Here is a 21046-nt window from a genome sequence, read left to right as displayed (position 1 = left end):
CTTGATTTAGAAGATCAAAAGATCGCAGCCTTCGGCAGCTCCTACATAAAAAAGCTGCGCACAAAAAAACAGGCCGGGCAGTGAAAGCTGTCCGGCCTGTTTTTGTTTAAAGCTGTTTAAAGCTTCGAATCAATTACAGCGAGTGATACGTCGGCAACGCAAAGCGCTGCTGGCTTTGCAGCATCGCAATTTGCGGCAGCTCACTGGCTTCTTCCGCCAGGTCACGACGAATCGCGCTGATTGCCCACGACAGCTGGTCGGCATTGTGCATTTGCTGATACGTCAGGGCGCGTTTGAACACTTTGCCTTCACTGCTGCGCAAGGTCAGCAGGATCCCGCCATCGGGGCGTGGCGCAGTGGTGACGGTGAAGTTGGAGAACAGCGAGGTAAATTTCTCTTGGATCAGGCTCATGTCTTTCAGCTCCGTATGCACTTGAATGGCAAGCATGCAAAGGAGGTTGCAGTGATTGTGCCAGCACGCGAAAAAATAAAAACCTATATAAATCAATAGCTTAAAAATCGTGAAATTTGCAGGGGTCGTGCAAACTGCATGAATGGCCATCGTGCATCCTGCATTTTGCGGGATTCTCATGAGTTGCACGGAACCAAATGGCAAAGGCGCAATCACCGCCGCCAAGCGTGACAGGGCGGATACAAAACATTGCAAAAACCGCGTGTACAGCCCGAGAAGCGCTGACGTATTTTCGATCTCGACCCTGCTCACGATGCAGGTCATGCCCACAGCCCGAACAATAAAAAACCGGCCGACCAGGCCGAACGGGGAGCTGCCATGAGTCACGCGCCGAGCGACACGATCACCTGGAGCATGATGCTCCGCAAACTGCCGACGATCGCCAAAGCCATCCCGCGGGTGGTCAAGGGCATGAAAGTCGCCAACGTCACGGATCCGACCCAAACGTGTGGCCTCGGCTGGACTTTCGAGCAAGCCACGTTGCGCAACCCTGACGGCGTGGCATTGCTGCAGGACAACGTCTTGCTCACCTATTCGCAGGTCAACCAATGGGCCAACAGGATTGCCCACTATCTGAGTGCGCAGGGCATCGGCAAGGGCGATGTGGTGGCGGTGTTCATCGAAAACCGCCCGGAACTGCTGGTGACCATTCTGGCGCTGGCCAAAGTCGGCGCAGTCAGCGCGCTGCTCAATACTTCGCAGACCCGCGACACGCTAATTCACAGCATAAATCTGGTGGCGCCAGTGGCGATTGTCCTCGGTGAGGAATTGCAGCCGGCGTTTGCCGCGATCCGCGAGCAGGTGTCGATCCCGGCGCAGCGCACCTGGTTTATCGCCGACCGTGATACCTATAGCCACCCGGGCATTGCGCCCGAGGGCTACATCAACCTGATCAGTGCCAGCGCCGATGCGCCCGGTGACAACCCGCCCAGCAGCGGCGAAGTGTTCTTCGACGATCCGTGCTTTTACATCTACACCTCCGGCACCACCGGTCTGCCCAAGGCCGGCGTGTTCAAGCACGGGCGCTGGATGCGCAGCTCCGCCAGCTTCGGCATGATCGCCCTGAACATGGGCCCCGACGATGTCGTCTATTGCACCTTGCCGCTGTACCACGCCACCGGCCTCTGTGTGTGCTGGGGCTCGGCGATCAATGGCGCTTCCGGGTTTGCGATCCGCCGCAAGTTCAGCGCCAGCCAGTTCTGGCCGGACGTGCGTCGCTACAACGCAACCACCCTCGGTTATGTCGGTGAATTGTGCCGTTATCTGGTCGATCAACCGGCCAGCGCTGATGACAGCCGTCACGCGGTGCGCAAGATGATCGGCAACGGTTTGCGCCCCGGCGCCTGGGCCGAGTTCAAGACCCGGTTTGCCGTCGAGCACATCTGTGAGCTGTACGCGGCGAGCGACGGCAACATCGGCTTCAGCAATATCCTCAATTTCGACAACACCATCGGTTTTTCGCTGATGGCCTGGGAACTGGTGGCCTACGACCACGACAGCGGGCAGCCGTTGCGCAGCGCTGATGGTTTCATGCGCAAGGTCAACAAAGGCGAGCAGGGTCTGTTGCTGGCGCGGATCGACGAAAAAGCCCCGCTGGACGGTTACACCGATCCGCAGAAAACCGCCAAGGTGGTATTGCACGATGTGTTCAGCAAGGGCGACCGCTTCTTCAACACCGGCGACTTGCTGCGCAATATCGGTTTCGGCCACGCGCAGTTCGTCGATCGACTCGGCGACACCTATCGCTGGAAGGGCGAAAACGTCTCGACCACTGAAGTGGAAAACCTGTTGCTGCAGCACCCGCATATCTCCGAGGCCGTCGCCTACGGTGTCGAAGTGCGTAACACCAATGGTCGCGCCGGCATGGCGGCAATCACGCCCGCCGAGTCACTGGCGACCCTGGATTTCACCGAATTGCTCGCATTCGCCCGTCAGCGCATGCCGGCCTATGCGGTACCGCTGTTCCTGCGGGTGAAGGTGAAAATGGAAACCACCGGGACCTTCAAATACCAGAAGACCCGACTGAAGAGCGAAGGCTTCGACCCCGGCCAGACGGGCGATGACCCGATCTACGCGTGGCTGCCCGGCACCCAGACTTACGTGCAGGTGACGGACGCAGTTCTGGCCGATATTCATCAGGGCAAATACCGTTATTGAGATTGGCTATGGCACGACTTGAGAAAAAGGGGGTGACAGCTATGGTCGCGCTCGGGAAACTGTCGGCTTTGCGAATAACCGAAAGTGGAGTTGCCCCATGTCTGACCAAAGCCGCCAGATGACCCCTGAAGAAGCTGCCGAATTCACCGAGCAGGTGTTCAACAAGGCGCGCGAAGGTGATGCGCTGATGCTTGATCGGCTGATCAGCGCCGGTTTGCCGGTCAACCTGAAAAACAGCAAGGGCGACACCCTGCTGATGCTCGCCAGCTACTACGGTCACGTCGATGCGGTACAGGTGCTGCTCAAGCACAAGGCCGATCCGGAAATGCGCAACGGTAATGGCCAGAGCCCGATTGCCGGTGCAGCGTTCAAAGGTGACCTGGCGGTGGTCAAGGCGTTGGTGGAGGCGGGCGCGGAGATTGAAGGTTCGTCCTTCGATGGTCGTACCGCGTTGATGATGGCGGCGATGTTCAACCGTGTTGAAATCGTTGATTACCTGATCGGCAAAGGTGCGAACCCGCAAGCCAAGGACGCCAATGGCGTCACCGCGCTGGACGCGGCCCGCACCATGGGCGCGGTCGATACCACGGCGCAGCTGGAAAAATTGCTGGCCTGAACTCGATTCTCCAGTTGATGTGAATCCTGTGGCGAGGGAGCTTGCTCCCGCTCCAGTGCGCAGCGCTGGTAAAAATGGTGAAATCACTGTTTGGGGCCGCTTCGCGCCCCAGCGGGCGCAAGCTCTCTCGCCACAGTGGTTCTGTGTGCAGCCTGAGGCTGCAATGCGCTATCCTCCGCGCCCTCAAATTCAACCTTCCACAGGATCTACCCTCATGAAAGCCGCCCTCGTCGAACTCATCAGCAAAATCAGCTCCGGCTGCATGGGCGAGGACGAGATCCTGAACGTGGCCGACGAAGCGGCGCAGGCCTACGCCAATGCCGAGGCTTTCCTCGCGGCCAACCCGGATATCAACTACGACGACACCTTCCCGATCCCGCTGGGCGAGTGGGTGGTGGTCGGCAGCCTGCCGGAAACCGTGCTGTTCCAGGCTGATACCTACGCTGGCCTGTTCGCGCAGATCGTCGCCTCATTTGGCCCGGGCGTGGATTTCAACCTCAAGCCCAAGCAACTGGCCAAGACCGAAGCGCTGACCGCACTCAACCGCATCCAGGTGCAGATGAGCAGCCTGAACAAGGAAAACGGCGGTTACACGCTGATGAACTTCAGCCAGTTGCTCGACGACGAGCTGCAAGTGGTGCTGGTCTACGGCAACGACGTGCCACGGGTGCTGGAGCTGTGCGCTGAGGTCGGTATCGCTGCGGCACCTTCGCTGGAAGCGCTGAAAGTCGCCGTTCACGTCTGAACGCAATAAAAGGGAACCCTGCGCGCGACCGTCTATCCTAAAAGTGCATGCCACTATTCTGGAGCGACACCATGGGTTCCACGTTCAACGGTCTGATTGGCCTGATCATTCTTGCCCTCGACATCTGGGCCATCATCAACGTACTGAAAAGCGGCGCCGAGACCGGGATGAAAATTCTCTGGGTCCTGCTGATCATCCTCCTGCCGGTACTGGGCCTGATCATCTGGGCGATCGCCGGGCCACGGGGCAACGTGCGGGTCTGACCACAAATTTGAAAGTACCCCATAACCTGTGGGAGCTGGCTTGCCAGCGATAGCATCGCAGCGGTTTCACTGACAGACCGCGTTGATTGCATCGCTGGCAAGCCAGCTCCCACAAGGTTATGCGGATTGCCGATGAACAGAGGTTCGACCTGTCATCTTCGGCAACGTAGAATGCGCGCCTTTCCCGGGCAATCGTCCCCACGATCGACGCCCGCGCATTCATCGGAGCACTTGACCATGACCGTCACCAAGACCAGCGAATACCTGGAAACCCTCTACGAAGGCTACGGCCAGCGTTTTCGCATGGAAAAACTGCTGCACGAAGTGCGCACCGAACACCAGCACCTGGTGATTTTCCAGAACCCGCGCATGGGTCGGGTAATGGCGCTGGACGGCGTGATCCAGACCACCGAAGCCGATGAATTCATCTACCACGAAATGCTCACCCACGTGCCGATCCTCGCCCACGGCACCGCCAAGCGCGTGCTGATCATCGGCGGCGGCGACGGCGGCATGCTGCGCGAAGTGACCAAGCACGCCAGCGTCGAGCACATCACCATGGTCGAGATCGACGGCACCGTGGTCGACATGTGCAAGGAATTTTTGCCGAACCACTCCAAGGGCGCTTACGACGACCCACGGCTGAACCTGGTGATCGACGACGGCATGCGTTTTGTTGCCACCACCACGGAAAAATTCGACGTGATCATCTCCGACTCCACCGACCCGATCGGCCCGGGCGAAGTGCTGTTCTCGGAGAACTTCTACCAGGCCTGCCACCGTTGCCTGAACGAAGGCGGGATCCTCGTGACCCAGAACGGCACGCCGTTCATGCAGATCGATGAAGTCAAGACCACCGCCGGCCGCCTGCGCAGCCTGTTCCCGGACTGGCACTTCTATCAGGCGGCCGTGCCGACCTACATCGGCGGTTCGATGACCTTCGCCTGGGGCTCGACCAACCCGGCCTACCGCAAGCTGAGCCGTGAAACCCTGCAACAGCGCTTCATCGGCAGCGGCATCGTCACTCGCTACTACAACCCGGAAATCCACATCGGCGCATTCGCGCTGCCACAGTACGTGCTGCAGGCGATCAACAAGCCCAGCAACGACTGACCAGGTCGATGGATTCCTTGTGGCGAGGGAGCTTGCTCCCGCTTGAGTGCGCAGCACTCACAAAATCTGCGATTGCTAAATATTTTGGGGCCGCTTCGCAGCCCAGCGGGAGCAAGCTCCCTCGCCACAAAATTTTTCCAGTCATGAAAATGATGTTTTTTTCATGTTCGTCTGCCGCAATCCTTTTGAACGATCAATCTCGCCAAAAGTCGAGATAGATGTAAGCCCATTTGCGGGTTTGATCGAGGAGGCACCGATGCAAAAGTGGAAAGTCACTTTCGTGGACGATCATGGTGAAATTGTCGATGAGGTGTTCGAGCGCGCGGAATGCCCCAGCGACGACGAGGCTGCACGCCTGATCAAGGAACGGCTCCTGCCCGTGGCCGCCGAACTGGATTTGAACGATCTGGAAGGGCGCACCCCCGACGCCGGGGCGAAAAGCCTGAAAACCCAGAACAGCATCGAAATCCGCAGCATCACTCCAATCTGAAATCTTCCTTTCATCCGAAGCAACCAGGCCTTGGCAGCAGCTCTATCTTGGGGCTAATCTGCAAGCGAGATCAGCGAAACGATCGCTAAGGTCTGGTCTTGTCAGCTACATGCTTGTTTCCCGCCGGCAACCCGTTTGCCGATGTACTTTTGGCCTGTAAGGCCCGGGGCGGGAATACGGAAAGTCTATCCATCTATCCGAGGGGGACGATTCATGAGCACAGCCTATCAAGAAGACATCAGCAGTAATGTTCTGCGCCGCATGAAAGAAGGCGGTTTCGACTTTTCCCGATTCCATCCCATCGAGTTCTACGCCATTTTCCCGGACGAGGAGCGGGCGCGCAGAGCGGCAGGCAAATTTCGTGGTGAATCCATCAATGCCCAGGTCAGTGCGCGCGACGATGGCGCCTGGTCGTTGGAATTGAGCAAAGTGATGTACGCGACCTATGACGATATTGGCGATTTCGAGCAGGGTTTCTCTGCCGTGGTCGAGCCGCTGGGCGGCATCATCGAAGGCTGGGGCGTGAAGCAGGAGGTGCGCAGCCGGCATCGTTTGAACTGATCTCTGGTTTAGCTTTTTTAAAGTCAAAAGATCGCAGCCTTCGGCAGCTCCTACAGGTGATTGGTAGGAGCTGCCGGAGGCTGCGATCTTTTGCTTTTGCTTTCAAAACATTTCAGAAAGGCAAAAAAAAGCCACCGGAGAGGGTGGCTGAAAGGGAAGATCGATAAGGAGAGGAAACCGGTCAGGGTCACGGCCTGCGGGGACTGCACGGGCAGTCACGGGTCATTGGGCTGAAGCCTTCCTTGTGGGAAGTTTGCAGCGGATGCGCGGATTATCCGCAGCCCGGCGCAAGCAGTGAAATCAACTCTGACTATGCTGGTGATAGGCGATGCAATGCGTCGCAATGAAGCGGGGGCAATCCGCTTGGGGCATTTGCCGCACAGGAATGGTGCGGTGCTTGCGGCGTGATTATCCAAGCGATTGAAATCAAAGCGTTTATGCCGATGGCACGGGCCTTGCGAAGGCCTGTAGGTCCGGGTGACAAGGAGTACGGCATGATCCGCACCTATTTTGATGAAATGTACGATGCCGGCGGCCAGGTCCGCCCGCATTACCGCGAGTTCGCCCGCTGGCTGGCGGACACGCCTGACGAGTTGCTGGCACAACGGCGACGCGAGGCCGATCTGCTGTTCCACCGGGCCGGGATTACCTTCACGCTCTATGGCGATGAGCAGGGCACCGAGCGCCTGATTCCATTCGACACCATTCCGCGCAGCATTCCCGCCAGCGAGTGGCGGATCGTCGAGCGCGGCTGCATCCAGCGGGTCAAGGCGTTGAACATGTTCCTCGCCGACCTTTATCACGAGCAGCGCATCATCAAGGCCGGGATCATCCCCGCCGAACAGGTGCTGGCCAACGAGCAGTACCAGTTGGCGATGCAGGGCCTGGATCTGCATCGCGATATCTATTCGCACATTTCCGGCGTCGATCTGGTGCGCGATGGCGACGGCACCTACTACGTGCTCGAAGACAACCTGCGCACCCCGAGCGGCGTGAGCTACATGCTCGAAGACCGCAAGATGATGATGCGCCTGTTCCCCGAACTGTTCGCCGCCCAGCGCATCGCGCCCATCGACCACTATCCGAACCTATTGCTCGACACGCTGAAAAGCTCCAGCCCGATCGACGATCCGAGCGTGGTGGTGCTGACGCCGGGGCGTTTCAACAGTGCGTTCTTCGAACATGCCTTCCTCGCACGGGAAATGGGCGTTGAACTGGTGGAGGGTGCCGACCTGTTCGTGCGCGACGACAAGGTCTTCATGCGCACCACCGACGGGCCGAAAGCGGTGGACGTGATCTACCGCCGTCTCGACGACGCGTTCCTCGATCCGCTGGCATTCAACCCCGACTCGATGCTCGGTGTGCCGGGGCTTCTGTCGTCCTATCGTTCGGGCAACGTGGTGCTGGCCAATGCCATCGGCACCGGGGTAGCAGATGACAAATCGGTGTATCCGTTTGTCACCGAGATGATCCGTTTCTACCTCGACGAAGAACCGATCCTGAAGAACGTGCCGACCTGGCAATGCCGTAACCCCTCTGAGCTTTCCCACGTGCTGGCCAATCTTGCGGATCTGGTGGTCAAGGAAACCCAGGGTTCCGGCGGATACGGAATGCTGGTGGGGCCGGCGTCTACCGCGGCGCAGATCGATGCGTTCCGCGAACGGATCAAGGCCAAGCCCCATGCCTATATCGCGCAACCGACGCTGTCGTTGTCGACCTGTCCGACCTTTGTCGAAAACGGTATCGCGCCGCGCCATATCGACCTGCGTCCGTTTGTACTGTCTGGCCGCGAAACCCGGGTTGTGCCCGGCGGTTTGACCCGTGTCGCCCTGCGTGAAGGCTCCCTGGTGGTGAACTCCTCTCAGGGCGGCGGAACCAAGGACACCTGGGTGGTCGAGGATTGAAGGAAGCTTGCCATGTTAAGTAGAACTGCCTCGGATCTGTACTGGATGTCGCGTTACCTGGAGCGGGCGGAAAACCTCGCACGGATGCTCGATATCAGCTATTCGCTGTCGCTGATGCCGCAGGACGGTCGCGGCGACGGTTTGCACGAGCTGGCCATGCCGCTGTTGATCACCGGCACCCTCGACGATTACCTGGAGCGTCACGGCGAACTGCATGCCGAACGCCTGCTGCATTTCTTCGCCCTTGACGCCGCCAACCCGGCGAGCATCTACAGCTGCCTCGGCGCAGCGCGCGCCAGTGCGCATGCGGTGCGCGGGCGCATCACTGCGGACATGTGGGAGAACATCAACGCCACCTGGCTGGAGATTCGTGGGATTGCCGAGCAGGGTCTCAGCCGCTACGGCATGAGCCGTTTCTGCGAGTGGATCAAGGAGCGCTCGCACCTATTCCGGGGCGCGTCCTACGGCACCATCATGCGTAACGATGCATTCCGCTTCATTCGTCTGGGGACGTTCATCGAGCGTGCGGATAACACGCTGCGTCTGTTGGATGCGCGCTATGAAATGGCTGGCGATCAAGCCGAAGCGGTCAGCGACGGTACGGCGCACGCCTATTACCAGTGGAGTGCGTTGCTGCGGGCGCTGTCGTCATTCGAGGCTTACACCGAGATCTACCGCGACGCGCCCGGCGCCCGGCATGTCGCCGAACTGCTGCTGTTGCGTGCGGATGTGCCGCGCTCGCTGCGCGCCTGCACCGAGGAAATCGACCAGATCCTCGCCCAATTACCCGGCGCCAATGGCCGTCCGGCACAACGCCTCGCCGCCGAGATGGACGCCCGACTGCGTTACACCGGCATCAACGAAATCCTCGCTGAAGGTCTGCACGCCTGGCTTACCGAATTCATCCCGCTGGTGCGCCAGCTGGGCAACGCGATTCACAGTTCATACCTGGAGGCTGCATGAGACTTTCCATTAGCCACGAGACCACCTATCACTATGAAGATCAGGTACGGGCGAGCATCCAGTATTTGCGCCTGACCCCGCACGACAGCGAGCGTCAGCACGTATTGAGCTGGCAACTCGACCTGCCGCGTCCGGTACGCGCACAGCTCGATCCGTTCGGCAACATCCTGCATGTGCTGACCATGGACGAACCGCACGAAGCGATCATCATCGGCGCCCGTGGCCAGGTCGATATCGACGAATTGCGTGAGGCCGAGCATGAGAGCCAGTCGGCGCTGCCGTTCCTGCGCTTCACCCGTTTGACCGAGGCCGACGAAGCGCTACGGGCGTTTGCCGACAAGTCCTGCAAGCAGCGACGTGATCGCACCGCGCTGATCGACCTGATGCACGGTTTGAACCAGCATATGAGCTACACGCCGGGTTCCACCGAAGTCGACACCAGCGCCGCCGAAGCCTTCGCCGGGCGTGCCGGGGTTTGTCAGGATCACACCCATGCCTTTCTCGCCTGTGCACGTAGCCTGGGGATTCCGTCGCGTTATGTGTCGGGTTATCTGTACAGCGAGGACGCCGAACATCTGGCCAGTCATGCCTGGGCCGAAGCGTGGCTGGATGACGCGTGGTACAGCTTCGACGTGACCAACCAACTCGCTCGACCCGAGCGCCATCTGAAACTGGCGGTGGGTCTGGATTATCTGGACGCCTGCCCGGTACGCGGCATGCGCCGGGGCGGTGGGAGCGAGCAAATGCATGCGAAGGTGTTCGTGTCGCCGACGCCAGTCATCTCCGTGCAACAACAGTAGATCTGGGATATCGCTATCGCTGGCAAGCCAGCTCCCACAGGATTACCGCGAATTCAGAGTCAGCGCGAACCTGTGGGAGCTGGCTTGCCAGCGAAGAGGCCGGTGATATCACCGCAACGCTTATGGATTAACCTTGCGCCCAGCCATGTGCTGCAGATAACCGATCAGTAACTGCAAATCCTCGTCAGGCAAAACATCCGCCGAGAACCCCGGCATCTTCGCCTGCGGCCACTGGCGCAAACTCTGCGGATCACGAATGTAGCGCTTGAGGAAATCCGCGCCGAAATACTCGGTCGGGTTATACGGAATGTTAAGGTCCGGCCCGAACTGCGCATCCCCGGCACCGTTCAACCGGTGGCAGGCCAGGCAATTCTTCTGAAACAGGGCAAAACCCTGATTCACCGGGTCATCCGCTTTCAGCTTGGGATTCGGCAACAGGGCAGGGAAGCGCTCGGCCACTGGTGCCATGCGTTTGATGCTCGCCACCTGGAATGGCCATTGCTCAGGGCTGATATTGCCGGCCTGCGGGTCGGTCCACACCAGATAAAACGGCCCGGCACTGTGCTTGCCTTCGGACAGCGGCGGCCACGGCTGCGCCGGGTCTTCGATCGCCAGCCACGCCCGCGCGCCTTTGGTGTTGAGCAACGGTGCGGCGCTGAGTTCGGCGGCAAACCCGTCCAGCGCCACCGCTTGCAGGTGATCGTCCGGCTTGATCCCGGTAAGCAGCGCCGCCACGGGCACGGCGCGATAAATCATGTCCTTCTTGTAGGACACATCGTTCTTGATGGTGAGGTTTTGTACCTGAGGATGCTTGAGCAATTCCGCGGTCTGCCAGGTGCGATGGGTTGTGCCCAGCTGTAATTCCAGCTGCGCGGCAGACAAGGGCATGCTCAGCAGCAGGGCCCAGAACACAATGAGCGTTTTCAAAAAATCGCCGTCCATGTCGTGCAAGTGCGCAAAGGTTGGCACAGCCACGCTGGCCCGGGTAGCGGGCCAGTCACATTTTCTTTGGCAATGAGATGCACCTGCCGCTTGATTCAGCCAATGACCTTGGTCAGGTTGGGCAAAATCAACAACAGCGTGGTGGCGAAAAGAATGAGTCCTGCTTGACGAACTTTTGGTTGTTTGAACATGGCTTGACCGCCTTTATTGTTATTTCCTGATGTCTGCCTGCATATCCATGACGGCAAACGCTGCACTTCCTGTTGGAGAACATCGGCCCCGGCAAAACCCGACGACCCTGACGTACATGTACTACCTTAGAGCCCGCGTCACGCTTGGCTTAGATCCATTTCATATGTATTTGCTACTGGTTGCGATAAAAACGGCATGAGGCGTATTGCCAGCTTCTTCGCCGCCCGCTTGCTAGACAACTCGCCGACCTGAACCGGTTCACCTGAGGCTGAATGACCGTCCGTCTGAGCGTGCGCGTCAACGTCATTGAGCGCTGTGGTCATTGAATCTGCGACGGCACGGGACAACAGTGACAGCACGAAATTCACTCACCGCACAGGTTCGAGGACGTCATGACCCAAGCTTTGATTTTCGATGCGCTACGCACGCCCCGCGGCAAAGGCAAGGCCGACGGCGCGCTGCACAGCGTCAAACCGGTGAATCTGGTCGCCGGGTTGTTGACCGCACTGCAAAGCCGTACCGCGCTGGACACCAGTCAGGTCGATGACGTGGTGCTCGGCTGCGTCACGCCGATCGGCGATCAAGGCTCGGACATCGCCAAGACCGCGGTGCAAGTGGCGGATTGGGATGTCAGCGTTGCTGGTGTGCAGATCAACCGCTTCTGCGCCTCGGGTCTGGAAGCGGTCAACCTCGGCGCGATGAAGGTGCGTTCGGGCTTCGAGGATCTGGTGGTGGTTGGTGGTGTCGAGTCGATGTCGCGGGTGCCGATGGGCAGCGACGGCGGTGCGTGGGCGCTGGACCCGCAGACCAACCTGTACAGCCACTTCACCCCGCAGGGTGTGGGCGCGGATCTGATCGCCACCCTTGAAGGCTTCAGCCGCCACGACGTCGATGCCTACGCATTGCACTCGCAACACAAGGCTGCGCGGGCGCGGGCCGACGGTTCGTTCAACAAGTCGCTGGTGCCGGTGCAGGATCAGAACGGCATCATCCTGCTCGACCACGACGAATTTATTCGCGCCGAATCGACGATGGAAGGCCTGGGCAAACTCAAGCCGAGTTTCGAGATGATCGGCCAGATGGGGTTTGATGCCACCGCGCTGCGGGTCTACAGCCACGTCGAGCGGATCAACCATGTGCACACGCCGGGCAACAGCTCCGGCATCGTCGATGGCGCGGCGCTGATGTTGATCGGCTCCGAAGCCAAGGGCCGTGCGCTCGGCCTGCAACCGCGGGCCCGGATCGTCGCCACGGCGGTGACCAGTACTGACCCGACCATCATGCTCACCGGCCCGGCACCGGCCACGCGCAAGGCCTTGGCCAAGGCCGGCTTGCGCGTGGAAGACATCGATCTGTTTGAGGTCAACGAGGCGTTTGCCTCGGTGGTGCTCAAGTTCATCAAGGACATGGCGGTCGACCCGGACAAGGTCAACGTCCACGGCGGCTCGATCGCCATGGGCCACCCGCTGGGCGCCACCGGTTGCGCGATCCTCGGCACCTTGCTCGATGAACTGGAAGCCCGGCGCCTGCGCTACGGCCTGGCGACGCTGTGCGTCGGCGGCGGCATGGGCATTGCCACCATCATCGAACGCCTCTGAGCCCCGAATTCAAGGAACCTTGTTATGAGCCAAGCCATTCGTTACGAAAAAGGCCAGGACGGCATCGTCGTGCTGACCATCGACATGCCGGGCCAGAGCGCCAACACCATGAATGCCGTGTACCGCGAGGCCATGGGTGCCTGCGTGGCGCGGCTGGTGGCGGAAAAAGACAGCATCGCCGGGGTGATCATCACGTCGGCGAAGAAAACCTTCTTTGCCGGCGGCGACCTCAATGAACTGATCAAGATCGGCAAACCCGAGGCCAAAGCTTTTTATGACATGGTGCTGAGCCTCAAGGGGCAATTGCGCACCCTGGAAACCCTCGGCAAACCGGTGGTCGCGGCGATCAACGGCGCCGCACTCGGCGGCGGCTGGGAAATCTGTCTGGCCTGCCATCATCGGGTGGCGCTGGACGATGCAGCAGTGCAACTCGGTTTGCCGGAAGTGACGCTGGGCCTTCTGCCGGGTGGCGGCGGGGTGGTGCGCATGGTGCGCATGCTGGGCATCGAAAAAGCCCTGCCTTATCTGCTCGAAGGCAAAAAGGTCCGTCCGCAACAGGCATTGCAGGCCGGTTTGATCGATGAACTGGCGGCGGATCGCGACGAGTTGCTGGCCAAGGCGCGCGCCTGGATTGTCGCCAACTCGACTGCAGTTCAGCGTTGGGACGTGAAGGGCTATCAGATCCCAGGTGGCACGCCGTCGAATCCGAAAGTTGCGCAGATGCTGGCGATAGCGCCGTCGATCCTGCGCAGCAAGACTCAGGGCACGCTGCCGGCGCCAGAGAAGATTCTGTGTGCGGCGGTGGAAGGCGCGCAGGTCGATTTTGACACCGCGCACCTGATCGAAACCCGTTACTTCACCGAACTGACCACCGGGCAGATCTCGAAAAACCTGATCGGCACCTTCTGGTTCCAGCTCAATGAGATCAATGCCGGTGGCTCGCGCCCGCAGGGCTTTGCGCCGTATGTCACGCGCAAGGTCGGTGTGCTGGGCGCGGGCATGATGGGCGCCGGGATCGCCTTCGTCAGTGCCTCGGCCGGCATCGACGTGGTGCTCAAGGACATCAACCTGGCGGCGGCCGAGAAGGGCAAGGCGCATTCGGCGGCGTTGCTGGACAAGAAAGTCGCCCGTGGCCAGATGACGGCTGAGAAACGCGAGGCGGTGCTGGCGCGGATTCACGCCACTGAAGATGATGCGGATCTGGCGGGTTGTGATCTGATCATCGAGGCGGTGTTCGAGGATCGCGAACTGAAGGCAAAAGTCTCGTCGGCAGCGCAAAAAATTGTCGGTTCTGATGCGGTAATCGCCTCCAACACGTCGACTCTGCCGATCACCGGACTGGCGACCGCAGTACCCGATCAAAGCAAGTTCATCGGTCTGCATTTTTTCAGCCCGGTGGACAAAATGCCGCTGGTGGAAATCATCAAAGGCGCGCAGACCAGTGCTGAAACCCTGGCGCGAGGTTTCGACTTTGTTCTGCAAATCAAGAAAACCCCGATCGTGGTCAACGACAGTCGCGGTTTCTTTACCTCGCGGGTATTTGGCACCTTCACCAATGAAGGTATCGCCATGCTCGGCGAGGGCGTGAGCGCGCCGATGATCGAGACCGAAGCGCGCAAGGCCGGGATGCCGGTCGGGCCGCTGGCGATCTCCGACGAAGTTTCCCTCAGCCTGATGAGCCATATCCGTCAACAAACGGCCAAAGACCTGCAAGCGGAAGGGAAAGCGCTGACAGATCATCCGGCGTTCGCTGTGATTGACTTGTTGCTCAACGAATACAAGCGTCCGGGCAAAGCCGCTGGCGGTGGTTTCTACGATTACCCGGCGGGTGGTCAGAAACATCTGTGGCCGGAGTTGAAGACGCGCTTCGAGAAGGCCGACGGGCAGATTTCGCCGAAAGATGTGCGTGATCGTCTGTTGTTCGTGCAGGCCCTGGAAACCGTGCGCTGCGTGGAGGAGGGCGTGCTCACCTCAACGGCGGATGCCAACGTCGGCTCGATCTTCGGCATCGGTTTTGCGCCGTGGACCGGCGGCGCCTTGCAGTTCATCAATCAGTACGGCGTGCAGGACTTCGTCGCACGCGCGCAGTATCTGGCCGAGCAGTACGGCGAGCGCTTTGCGCCACCGGCGCTGCTGCTGGAAAAAGCCGCGAAAGGCGAGCTGTTTTAAGTGATCGGGTGAACGCTGCGGGGCTTGCCTTGCCGGGGTGTTTCAAGGCAGGCTCTGGGGTGTTCATTATTCCCATCACGTGTCAGGTATTTTTTATGTCGCTACGCATCTGCATTCTGGAAACCGACATCCTGCGTCCGGAACTGGTCGATCAATATCAGGGTTACGGGCAGATGTTTCAGCGCCTGTTCTCGCAGCAACCGATTGCCGCCGAGTTCACCGTGTACAACGTGATGCAGGGCGAATACCCCAGCGACGACCTGACCTTCGATGCGTACCTGATCACCGGCAGCAAGGCCGATTCGTTCGGCACCGACCCGTGGATCCAGACCCTCAAGCAATACCTGCTGACCCGTTACGAGCGCGGCGACAAGCTGCTCGGCGTGTGTTTCGGCCATCAACTGCTGGCGCTGCTGCTGGGTGGCAAGAGCGAGCGCGCCAGCCAGGGCTGGGGCGTCGGCACCCACAACTACAAACTGGCGGCCAAGGCGCCGTGGATGAGCCCGGTGCGTGAAGAGCTGACGCTGCTGATCAGTCACCAGGATCAGGTCACCGCACTGCCGGAAAACGCCACGGTTATTGCCTCCAGCGATTTCTGCCCGTTTGCCGCGTATCACATCAATGATCAGGTGCTGTGCTTCCAGGGGCACCCGGAATTCATTCACGACTATTCGCGGGCGCTGCTGGATCTGCGCCAGGACGCGCTGGGTTCGCAGATCTACTCGAAAGGCGTGGCCAGTCTGGAGCAGGAGCACCATGGCACCACGGTTGCGGAGTGGATGATGCGGTTTGTGGCGCACAAGCCAGAAGCTGCAGCGATTTAAGACCTGACATTTGTGGCGAGGGAGCTTGCTCCCGCTCGGATGCGCAGCAGCCGTAATTTACGGCAACTGATTTTTGTATGGGGTGCTTTGCACCCCAGCGGGAGCAAGCTCCCTCGCCACAGGGACTACAACCACCCCGACCTCTTGAAACTCGCCCACAAACTCACACACCCCACCGTAATAAACCCCAACACAGCGAAATAGCCGTAGTGCCAGCTCAGCTCCGGCATGTTCTGGAAGTTCATCCCGTAAATCCCAGCCACCGCCGTCGGGAACGCCAGAATCGCCGCCCACGCGGCAAACTTGCGTTGCACCACGCTCTGCCGTGACGCCTCCAGCAACACGCCGATTTCGATGGTCTGGCTGGCGATGTCGGCCAGGGTGGTCAGGTCCTCCATCTGCCGCGTGACATGGATCTGCACATCGCGGAAGTACGGGCGCATGTTCTTGTCGATGAACGGGAAGCTCAGCTTCTGCAGCTCCTCGCCAATCTCCACCATCGGCGCTGCATAGCGGCGCAGGCGCAACACGTCGCGGCGCAGACCGTGGAGTTTCTGAATGTCATGCTCGTTCAACGCACTGCACAGCACGTTGCGCTCCAGTTCATCGATCTCGGCATGAATCGCTTCGCCCACCGGCTGGTAGTTTTCGATGACGAAATCCAGCAGCGCATACAGGACGAAATCTTCGCCGTGCTCCAGCAGCAGCGGCCGTGCCTCACAGCGTTGGCGGACGTGCGCGTAGGACGCCGAGTGGCCGTTGCGGGCGGTGATGATGTAGCCCTTGCCGGCGAAGATGTGCGTTTCAATGAACTGCAAGATCCCATGTTCGCGGATCGGCGAGTAGGTGACGATAAACAAGGCGTCACCAAAGGTTTCCAGCTTCGGCCGACTGTGTTTTTCCAGGGCGTCTTCAATGGCCAGTTCGTGCAGGTTGAACTGGCGCTGCAGATTGGCCAGCTCCTGAGCGTCCGGCTCTTCCAGGCCGATCCAGACAAAGTGCCCGGTTTTCGCGGCCCAGGCGGCGCCCTCATCGAGGGTAATATTGGTGACTTTCTTACCAGCGCTGTAAACCGCAGCAGCAACAACTCGACCCATGGTGGTGGTTCACTTCTTCTTGGCAGATGGCAGGGAGTACAAGGCTTCAGCTTAGCCGTGTCGCTGCTTGAGAGTCAGTGAAATCTGTACAGTTCAGCCGGCAAAAGAAAACCCGCACGAGGCGGGTTGGTTTTTCACGCAGCCTGCAGCTGCTGATCCATCGCGGCGATGCATTCGCGCATCTGCTCGCGGCACTGGGACATGAGCATGGGCACGTCATCCATGGTCAGCCCGGCTGTAGGAATAGCCGGCAGCGAGCGTATGAGAATTTTACCGCTGCGCCAGCGGTTCAGGCGCATGTGCTTGATGTAGCTGCTGACACACACCGGCACGATCGGCACACCGGCGGCGATCGCCATCTGGAACGCGCCTTTCTTGAACGGCAGCAGTTCTTCACCGAGGTTGCGCGTGCCTTCCGGGAATACCCAGATCGACGTGTCTTCGTGTTGCAAGGTGTGAGTGGTGGTGAGCATCGACTTGCGCGCCTTGTGCGCGTTCCCACGATCAATCAACACATTACCCGCGAGCCAGAACAGTTGCCCGAACAGCGGCACCCATTTCAGGCTTTTCTTGCCGATACACACGGTTCGTCGCGGCACCACGTTGCCGAACACGAACAGGTCGTAGTTGGACTGATGGTTGGCGACGATCACGCAACTGTCGGGTTTGTTCATCAACGGGCCGACATCGGCTTTTACCCGCAGGCGCAGAATGCACATCGCCGGAAGCGCATAGAGGCGGGCGCACAGTCGGCTGTTGTCCGGGTTGAACGGACGGCACAGCCCGAGGATCACTCCCAGCACGCCGGCCAGAATAAAGTGCAGGCCCATCAATAACATACGAAACACAAACAGCATTTTCAGGCCCCACCGGGACAAAAGGTGGCGCAGTGTACGGATGTGCACTGTTTTCGGCAATTGCTGCTACAGAGTCCGGAGATAGGCGATGTTTAAGCGCATGTTTCCGAGTTGATTGTCAGACCCGTACTAGAGCAGTCGACGCTCGATCAACCGAACGCGCAAGAAAAAGCCCGACACGACGGTCGGGCTTTTCTTCGGCTTCGGAAGCGCGGGCTTAGCCCAGATGTTCCTGATCCTGGATGATCGCGTTGTCGAGGGCTTCGAGCAGCGCCTTGCGCACTTTGAGCTTGGTGTTCTTGTGTGCGTTCATGTTGATCTTCTTCAACTGACGCGCCGCGGCCAGGGCTGCGCCTTGCAGCTCTTCGGCAGCCACCACCTTGTCGAGGAAACCGGCATCCACCGCACTTTTCGGATCAAACATCTCGCCGTTGATCACCGAGCGATGGAACGCCGAGCGGCGCAGGCGATCCCGCGCCAGCTCGATGCCGGCGTGGTGCATGGTCATGCCGATCTGCACTTCGTTCAGACCGATGCTGAACGGGCCATCAACGCCAATGCGGTAATCGGCAGACAGCAGCAGGAATGCACCTTTGGCTACGGCGTGGCCCGGGCAGGCAACGATCACCGGAAACGGGTGAGAGAGCAGGCGACGGGCGAGTGTCGAACCGGCGGTCACCAGCGCCACGGCTTCTTTCGGGCCGGCGGTCATCACCTTCAAGTCATAGCCGCCGGAGAGGATCCCCGGCTGACCGGTAATGATCACGATGGCACGATCAGTCACCGCCTGATCCAGCGCCGCGTTGAACGCCGCAATCACGTCCGGGGAAATGGCATTGACCTTGCCGTTGTTCAAGGTCAGGGTCGCGATACCGTCTTCGAGGTGGTAGGCAATCAACTCACTCATGACGCTATTCCTTGTAAGAAAGATGGGCAGACGTTACCCACCGCCGTAGGCCAGGTAAAGCGCTGTGACTGACTCGCCGGTCACCGTTTCCGGCCGCGCCCGGCGTAGCACGCCGTTCTGCTTCTATATAGAAGGGTGGCCGTCACCAGAGATTGGCCGGTTTGCCATCGCCCAGGGTGGGGCGAAACGCCTTTTTGTCTTAACCGCATGAAAATTCTGAAAAAAAGTTTGCCATCAGAAAAGCTTTCGACTACATTAGCGCGCCTCGACAGACAGAACATGTTTGAAGAGATACGGTGAAGTGTCCGAGTGGCTTAAGGAGCACGCCTGGAAAGTGTGTATACAGGAAACTGTATCGAGAGTTCGAATCTCTCCTTCACCGCCAAATTCAATACGCAGAACCCCTGATTTCGAAAGAGATCAGGGGTTTTGTGGTTTCTGGCGTCTGGATTTTAATCCGTCACGGAAGTCATGTGCGCAGGTGCCCGGTCTGATTTCCCATGGCACATTACAATCGCCGCTTTATCTGTAGAAAAAAGGATTGCTCCCATGATCATCTCCACCACCCACGCCATCGAAGGCCGACAGATCACCGCGTACCTGGACATTGTCAGCGCGGAGTCGGTGCAGGGCGTCAATGTGATCCGTGACCTGTTTGCCGGCATGCGCGACTTTTTCGGTGGGCGCTCGCAAACGCTGGAGCGTGCGTTGAAAGAAGCGCGGGTTCAGGCGACGGACGAAATCAAGGAGCGGGCGCGGGCATTGCAGGCGGATGCGGTGGTCGGGCTGGACTTCGAGATCAGCATGCCGGCGGGCAAGGGCGGCATGGTTGTGGTGTTCGCGACGGGGACGGCGGTCAAGTTGCGTTGATGTACTCGCCTGTTCAAGCGAGCCCATTCAGACGATGAATGGGCTTTTTGCGTTTTGCTTTCGGTCAGCCCTGAGGCTTGAGGATGACAAGCCCGTGGGCGTCATAGGTCAGGGGCGTATCGATTGCCACCAGAGGCGGGGTGCCGGTGGAGGGCGTTGGATCAGCAGGCTGACTCGGGTGGTAGATAACGCCGGGGGTCAGAACCGGTTTGTTCGGATAGGTGATGGTGATGTCGCCCGAAGCGAGCTTTTCCTTGAATTTCTCACCGGCGGCTTTGCCGGCAGCGATTTGTTCGTCCGTGAGTTTTACGACCGGCATTTCCGGAAATCCATTGATTTTCATGTTCTCTCCTTGAGATTCATTTGTATGAAAAAGGGCAACGGCCTGTGGCCGGGAATCTTTAGCGTTGTGAGATCAACGGTTCGTGCGGATGTTGAATTTGCGTAGGCCATTCGTCGGGCATCGGTCGAACTGAACCGCAAGTCCGGTAATGACCGGCTAGTCTCAAAAGCCTTGGAGGTCGATATTTTTTCAGGCAAAAGGGCTTTGCCGGTGTCGATCCATTGCAAAGGGGAGAGGCTATGACTGATCCGTATATCGAAGATGATGGAGCCGAATTTTCATTCAACAACTGTGTCCGTTGCGGCCAGACGGAGTACCAATCGGGCTTTGGCGAGGATCCGGTGCAGACCGGCAAGATCAAGTCCACAACGCCCAAGGGGCCAAAGGCCAAATTCCTTCCAAAGGTGTCGGCCCGCTCAAGAAAGTAAAGTGAGACCGAACGACCCCGTCTATGAACGGGGTTTTTTATGCCTGATGTTTATGAAGGGAAATCTCCTACAAGTGATAGGACGGATTGTGTTTTTTTTCACAAACTTTTCACGTCCACGGACGTAGGGTGAAGCCATCCGTTAGAAAGCAAGTCTCCAGCCCGTCTCCCCAGCGGGCTTTTTTTTGCCTGCGATTAAACCTTTTGCCAAATCGCTGTCCAATCGGCGCCAAGTGCGCGGCGACAGCTGATTTATCTGGACTCCAGCGCGTCGGCAGCTTTCAATCTCGGCCCCTTTTGATCCCCCTATTTTTGAGGTTTTCGTCATGCGTCTAACATTGCCTGCTCTGGTTCTGGGGCTTCTGGTTGCTCAAGGTGCGGTCGCCGGTGAAGGCACTGCTGCACTCGGCGGCGGTCTGGGTGGTGCGCTGGGTAACGTGGTCGGCCAGAAGATGGGCGGCAGCACCGGCGCAGCGATTGGTGCCGGTGTTGCAGGTGCGGCCGGCAGTGCCATGGCAGCCGGCAAAGGCAGCCGCACCAAAGCGGCTATCGGCGGTGGTGTTGGCGCGGCCGGTGGTTCGGTGATCGGCAACAGCCTGGGTGGCCGAAATGGCGCGACCATTGGCGCCGGTCTGGGTGGCGCTGCGGGTGGTGCCGTCGGCGCCAACCTGTCCAAGGGGCACAAGCGTCACTGATAGCGAACGTTTGTCAGAAATAGCCCGGCTCGATGTCGGGC

General features: G+C 59.3%; 22 protein-coding genes and 1 tRNA gene. 17 read left to right on the top strand and 6 right to left on the bottom strand.

What is annotated here, in order from left to right; genetic code table 11:
- Positions 1-133 precede the first annotated feature (133 nt).
- Complete coding sequence (locus ACU680_RS14920; RefSeq protein WP_045121953.1) at positions 134-412, bottom strand: DUF3509 domain-containing protein; 279 nt, start codon at positions 410-412, stop codon at positions 134-136.
- A 378-nt stretch (positions 413-790) separates the two neighbouring features.
- Here ACU680_RS14920 and ACU680_RS14915 point away from each other — a divergent pair, with 378 nt between their 5' ends.
- The 10 genes from ACU680_RS14915 to ACU680_RS14870 all read left to right on the top strand — a co-directional run bounded on the left by ACU680_RS14915 (position 791) and on the right by ACU680_RS14870 (position 10084).
- Positions 791-2629: a long-chain-acyl-CoA synthetase gene (locus ACU680_RS14915; protein WP_448179836.1), complete on the top strand. Its 1839-nt coding sequence runs from the start codon at positions 791-793 to the stop codon at positions 2627-2629.
- A gap of 97 nt (positions 2630-2726) precedes the next feature.
- The gene (locus ACU680_RS14910; protein ID WP_007960690.1) at positions 2727-3245 is read left to right on the top strand and encodes an ankyrin repeat domain-containing protein; all 519 of its coding nucleotides are present in this window, start codon (positions 2727-2729) and stop codon (positions 3243-3245) included.
- Between the two features lie 214 nt (positions 3246-3459).
- Positions 3460-3990, top strand: a complete 531-nt coding sequence (locus ACU680_RS14905; protein ID WP_448179835.1) for a hypothetical protein — start codon at positions 3460-3462, stop codon at positions 3988-3990.
- A gap of 71 nt (positions 3991-4061) precedes the next feature.
- Positions 4062-4253, top strand: coding sequence for a PLDc N-terminal domain-containing protein (locus ACU680_RS14900; RefSeq protein WP_007960694.1), 192 nt, complete (start codon positions 4062-4064; stop codon positions 4251-4253).
- 237 nt (positions 4254-4490) lie between these two features.
- A complete protein-coding gene (gene speE, locus ACU680_RS14895) occupies positions 4491-5366 on the top strand; it encodes a polyamine aminopropyltransferase (protein WP_041068886.1) in 876 nt (291 codons plus the stop codon).
- A 256-nt stretch (positions 5367-5622) separates the two neighbouring features.
- The gene (locus ACU680_RS14890) at positions 5623-5856 is read left to right on the top strand and encodes a hypothetical protein (protein WP_007960696.1); all 234 of its coding nucleotides are present in this window, start codon (positions 5623-5625) and stop codon (positions 5854-5856) included.
- A gap of 213 nt (positions 5857-6069) precedes the next feature.
- Positions 6070-6417 carry a ribonuclease E inhibitor RraB gene (locus ACU680_RS14885; protein ID WP_258679098.1) on the top strand — a complete coding sequence of 116 codons (348 nt, stop codon included), beginning with the start codon at positions 6070-6072 and terminating at the stop codon, positions 6415-6417.
- Positions 6418-6911: 494 nt separating this feature from the next.
- Positions 6912-8321 (top strand): circularly permuted type 2 ATP-grasp protein, encoded by a 1410-nt coding sequence (locus ACU680_RS14880; RefSeq protein WP_448179834.1) that lies wholly within the window; start codon positions 6912-6914, stop codon positions 8319-8321.
- A gap of 12 nt (positions 8322-8333) precedes the next feature.
- A complete protein-coding gene (locus ACU680_RS14875) occupies positions 8334-9284 on the top strand; it encodes an alpha-E domain-containing protein (RefSeq protein WP_027613321.1) in 951 nt (316 codons plus the stop codon).
- Positions 9281-10084, top strand: a complete 804-nt coding sequence (locus ACU680_RS14870; protein ID WP_007960704.1) for a transglutaminase family protein — start codon at positions 9281-9283, stop codon at positions 10082-10084. The genes ACU680_RS14875 and ACU680_RS14870 overlap by 4 nt, the downstream gene beginning before the upstream one ends.
- 120 nt (positions 10085-10204) lie before the next feature.
- On the opposite strand, the gene ACU680_RS14865 is transcribed toward ACU680_RS14870, so the two are convergent.
- Entirely contained in the window at positions 10205-11026 is an 822-nt protein-coding gene (locus ACU680_RS14865; protein ID WP_448179869.1) for a c-type cytochrome, read from the bottom strand.
- Between the two features lie 584 nt (positions 11027-11610).
- On the opposite strand from ACU680_RS14865, the gene ACU680_RS14860 reads away from it, so the two are divergent.
- The 3 genes from ACU680_RS14860 to ACU680_RS14850 all read left to right on the top strand — a co-directional run bounded on the left by ACU680_RS14860 (position 11611) and on the right by ACU680_RS14850 (position 15809).
- Positions 11611-12816, top strand: a complete 1206-nt coding sequence (locus tag ACU680_RS14860) for an acetyl-CoA C-acetyltransferase (RefSeq protein ID WP_448179833.1) — start codon at positions 11611-11613, stop codon at positions 12814-12816.
- A gap of 24 nt (positions 12817-12840) precedes the next feature.
- Entirely contained in the window at positions 12841-14985 is a 2145-nt protein-coding gene (locus tag ACU680_RS14855) for a 3-hydroxyacyl-CoA dehydrogenase NAD-binding domain-containing protein (RefSeq protein ID WP_448179832.1), read from the top strand.
- 95 nt (positions 14986-15080) lie between these two features.
- Positions 15081-15809, top strand: coding sequence for an amidotransferase (locus ACU680_RS14850; RefSeq protein ID WP_123586182.1), 729 nt, complete (start codon positions 15081-15083; stop codon positions 15807-15809).
- Positions 15810-15934: 125 nt separating this feature from the next.
- On the opposite strand, the gene ACU680_RS14845 is transcribed toward ACU680_RS14850, so the two are convergent.
- The 3 genes from ACU680_RS14845 to ACU680_RS14835 form a co-directional block, all read right to left on the bottom strand.
- Positions 15935-16906: a magnesium and cobalt transport protein CorA gene (locus tag ACU680_RS14845; RefSeq protein WP_027613314.1), complete on the bottom strand. Its 972-nt coding sequence runs from the start codon at positions 16904-16906 to the stop codon at positions 15935-15937.
- A gap of 134 nt (positions 16907-17040) precedes the next feature.
- Positions 17041-17763, bottom strand: a complete 723-nt coding sequence (locus ACU680_RS14840; protein ID WP_448179831.1) for a 1-acylglycerol-3-phosphate O-acyltransferase — start codon at positions 17761-17763, stop codon at positions 17041-17043.
- Positions 17764-17980: 217 nt separating this feature from the next.
- On the bottom strand, positions 17981-18670 hold the full coding sequence (locus ACU680_RS14835; protein ID WP_007960722.1) for a crotonase/enoyl-CoA hydratase family protein: 690 nt from the start codon (positions 18668-18670) through the stop codon (positions 17981-17983).
- Positions 18671-18965: 295 nt separating this feature from the next.
- On the opposite strand from ACU680_RS14835, the gene ACU680_RS14830 reads away from it, so the two are divergent.
- Together ACU680_RS14830 and ACU680_RS14825 are read left to right on the top strand one after the other, a co-directional pair.
- Positions 18966-19055, top strand: a tRNA-Ser gene (locus ACU680_RS14830).
- Positions 19056-19219: 164 nt separating this feature from the next.
- Positions 19220-19540: a YbjQ family protein gene (locus tag ACU680_RS14825; RefSeq protein ID WP_007960724.1), complete on the top strand. Its 321-nt coding sequence runs from the start codon at positions 19220-19222 to the stop codon at positions 19538-19540.
- Between the two features lie 64 nt (positions 19541-19604).
- On the opposite strand, the gene ACU680_RS14820 is transcribed toward ACU680_RS14825, so the two are convergent.
- A complete protein-coding gene (locus tag ACU680_RS14820) occupies positions 19605-19883 on the bottom strand; it encodes a hypothetical protein (RefSeq protein WP_367083945.1) in 279 nt (92 codons plus the stop codon).
- 239 nt (positions 19884-20122) lie between these two features.
- Here ACU680_RS14820 and ACU680_RS14815 point away from each other — a divergent pair, with 239 nt between their 5' ends.
- Together ACU680_RS14815 and ACU680_RS14810 are read left to right on the top strand one after the other, a co-directional pair.
- Positions 20123-20311 (top strand): hypothetical protein, encoded by a 189-nt coding sequence (locus tag ACU680_RS14815; RefSeq protein ID WP_041067596.1) that lies wholly within the window; start codon positions 20123-20125, stop codon positions 20309-20311.
- Between the two features lie 325 nt (positions 20312-20636).
- The gene (locus ACU680_RS14810; RefSeq protein ID WP_007960728.1) at positions 20637-21005 is read left to right on the top strand and encodes a glycine zipper domain-containing protein; all 369 of its coding nucleotides are present in this window, start codon (positions 20637-20639) and stop codon (positions 21003-21005) included.
- Positions 21006-21046 lie beyond the last annotated feature (41 nt).

The organism is Pseudomonas sp. LF020 (assembly GCF_053456425.1).
Note: the sequence above shows the minus strand (reverse complement) of the source record. Positions and strands in the feature narration are given on the sequence as shown.

Excerpts from the sequence above, each read along its gene's own strand:
- ACU680_RS14920 (WP_045121953.1), bottom strand. The coding sequence starts at position 412 with ATGAGCCTGATCCAAGAGAAATTTACCTCGCTGTTCTCCAACTTCACC.
- ACU680_RS14870 (WP_007960704.1), top strand. The coding sequence starts at position 9,281 with ATGAGACTTTCCATTAGCCACGAGACCACCTATCACTATGAAGATCAG.
- ACU680_RS14820 (WP_367083945.1), bottom strand. The coding sequence starts at position 19,883 with ATGAAAATCAATGGATTTCCGGAAATGCCGGTCGTAAAACTCACGGAC.
- ACU680_RS14865 (WP_448179869.1), bottom strand. The coding sequence starts at position 11,026 with ATGGACGGCGATTTTTTGAAAACGCTCATTGTGTTCTGGGCCCTGCTG.
- ACU680_RS14855 (WP_448179832.1), top strand. The coding sequence starts at position 12,841 with ATGAGCCAAGCCATTCGTTACGAAAAAGGCCAGGACGGCATCGTCGTG.
- ACU680_RS14915 (WP_448179836.1), top strand. The coding sequence starts at position 791 with ATGAGTCACGCGCCGAGCGACACGATCACCTGGAGCATGATGCTCCGC.
- ACU680_RS14815 (WP_041067596.1), top strand. The coding sequence starts at position 20,123 with ATGACTGATCCGTATATCGAAGATGATGGAGCCGAATTTTCATTCAAC.
- ACU680_RS14900 (WP_007960694.1), top strand. The coding sequence starts at position 4,062 with ATGGGTTCCACGTTCAACGGTCTGATTGGCCTGATCATTCTTGCCCTC.
- ACU680_RS14880 (WP_448179834.1), top strand. The coding sequence starts at position 6,912 with ATGATCCGCACCTATTTTGATGAAATGTACGATGCCGGCGGCCAGGTC.
- ACU680_RS14840 (WP_448179831.1), bottom strand. The coding sequence starts at position 17,763 with ATGCTGTTTGTGTTTCGTATGTTATTGATGGGCCTGCACTTTATTCTG.
- ACU680_RS14885 (WP_258679098.1), top strand. The coding sequence starts at position 6,070 with ATGAGCACAGCCTATCAAGAAGACATCAGCAGTAATGTTCTGCGCCGC.
- ACU680_RS14890 (WP_007960696.1), top strand. The coding sequence starts at position 5,623 with ATGCAAAAGTGGAAAGTCACTTTCGTGGACGATCATGGTGAAATTGTC.
- ACU680_RS14875 (WP_027613321.1), top strand. The coding sequence starts at position 8,334 with ATGTTAAGTAGAACTGCCTCGGATCTGTACTGGATGTCGCGTTACCTG.
- ACU680_RS14860 (WP_448179833.1), top strand. The coding sequence starts at position 11,611 with ATGACCCAAGCTTTGATTTTCGATGCGCTACGCACGCCCCGCGGCAAA.
- ACU680_RS14910 (WP_007960690.1), top strand. The coding sequence starts at position 2,727 with ATGTCTGACCAAAGCCGCCAGATGACCCCTGAAGAAGCTGCCGAATTC.
- ACU680_RS14845 (WP_027613314.1), bottom strand. The coding sequence starts at position 16,906 with ATGGGTCGAGTTGTTGCTGCTGCGGTTTACAGCGCTGGTAAGAAAGTC.
- speE (WP_041068886.1), top strand. The coding sequence starts at position 4,491 with ATGACCGTCACCAAGACCAGCGAATACCTGGAAACCCTCTACGAAGGC.
- ACU680_RS14810 (WP_007960728.1), top strand. The coding sequence starts at position 20,637 with ATGCGTCTAACATTGCCTGCTCTGGTTCTGGGGCTTCTGGTTGCTCAA.
- ACU680_RS14850 (WP_123586182.1), top strand. The coding sequence starts at position 15,081 with ATGTCGCTACGCATCTGCATTCTGGAAACCGACATCCTGCGTCCGGAA.
- ACU680_RS14825 (WP_007960724.1), top strand. The coding sequence starts at position 19,220 with ATGATCATCTCCACCACCCACGCCATCGAAGGCCGACAGATCACCGCG.
- ACU680_RS14835 (WP_007960722.1), bottom strand. The coding sequence starts at position 18,670 with ATGAGTGAGTTGATTGCCTACCACCTCGAAGACGGTATCGCGACCCTG.
- ACU680_RS14905 (WP_448179835.1), top strand. The coding sequence starts at position 3,460 with ATGAAAGCCGCCCTCGTCGAACTCATCAGCAAAATCAGCTCCGGCTGC.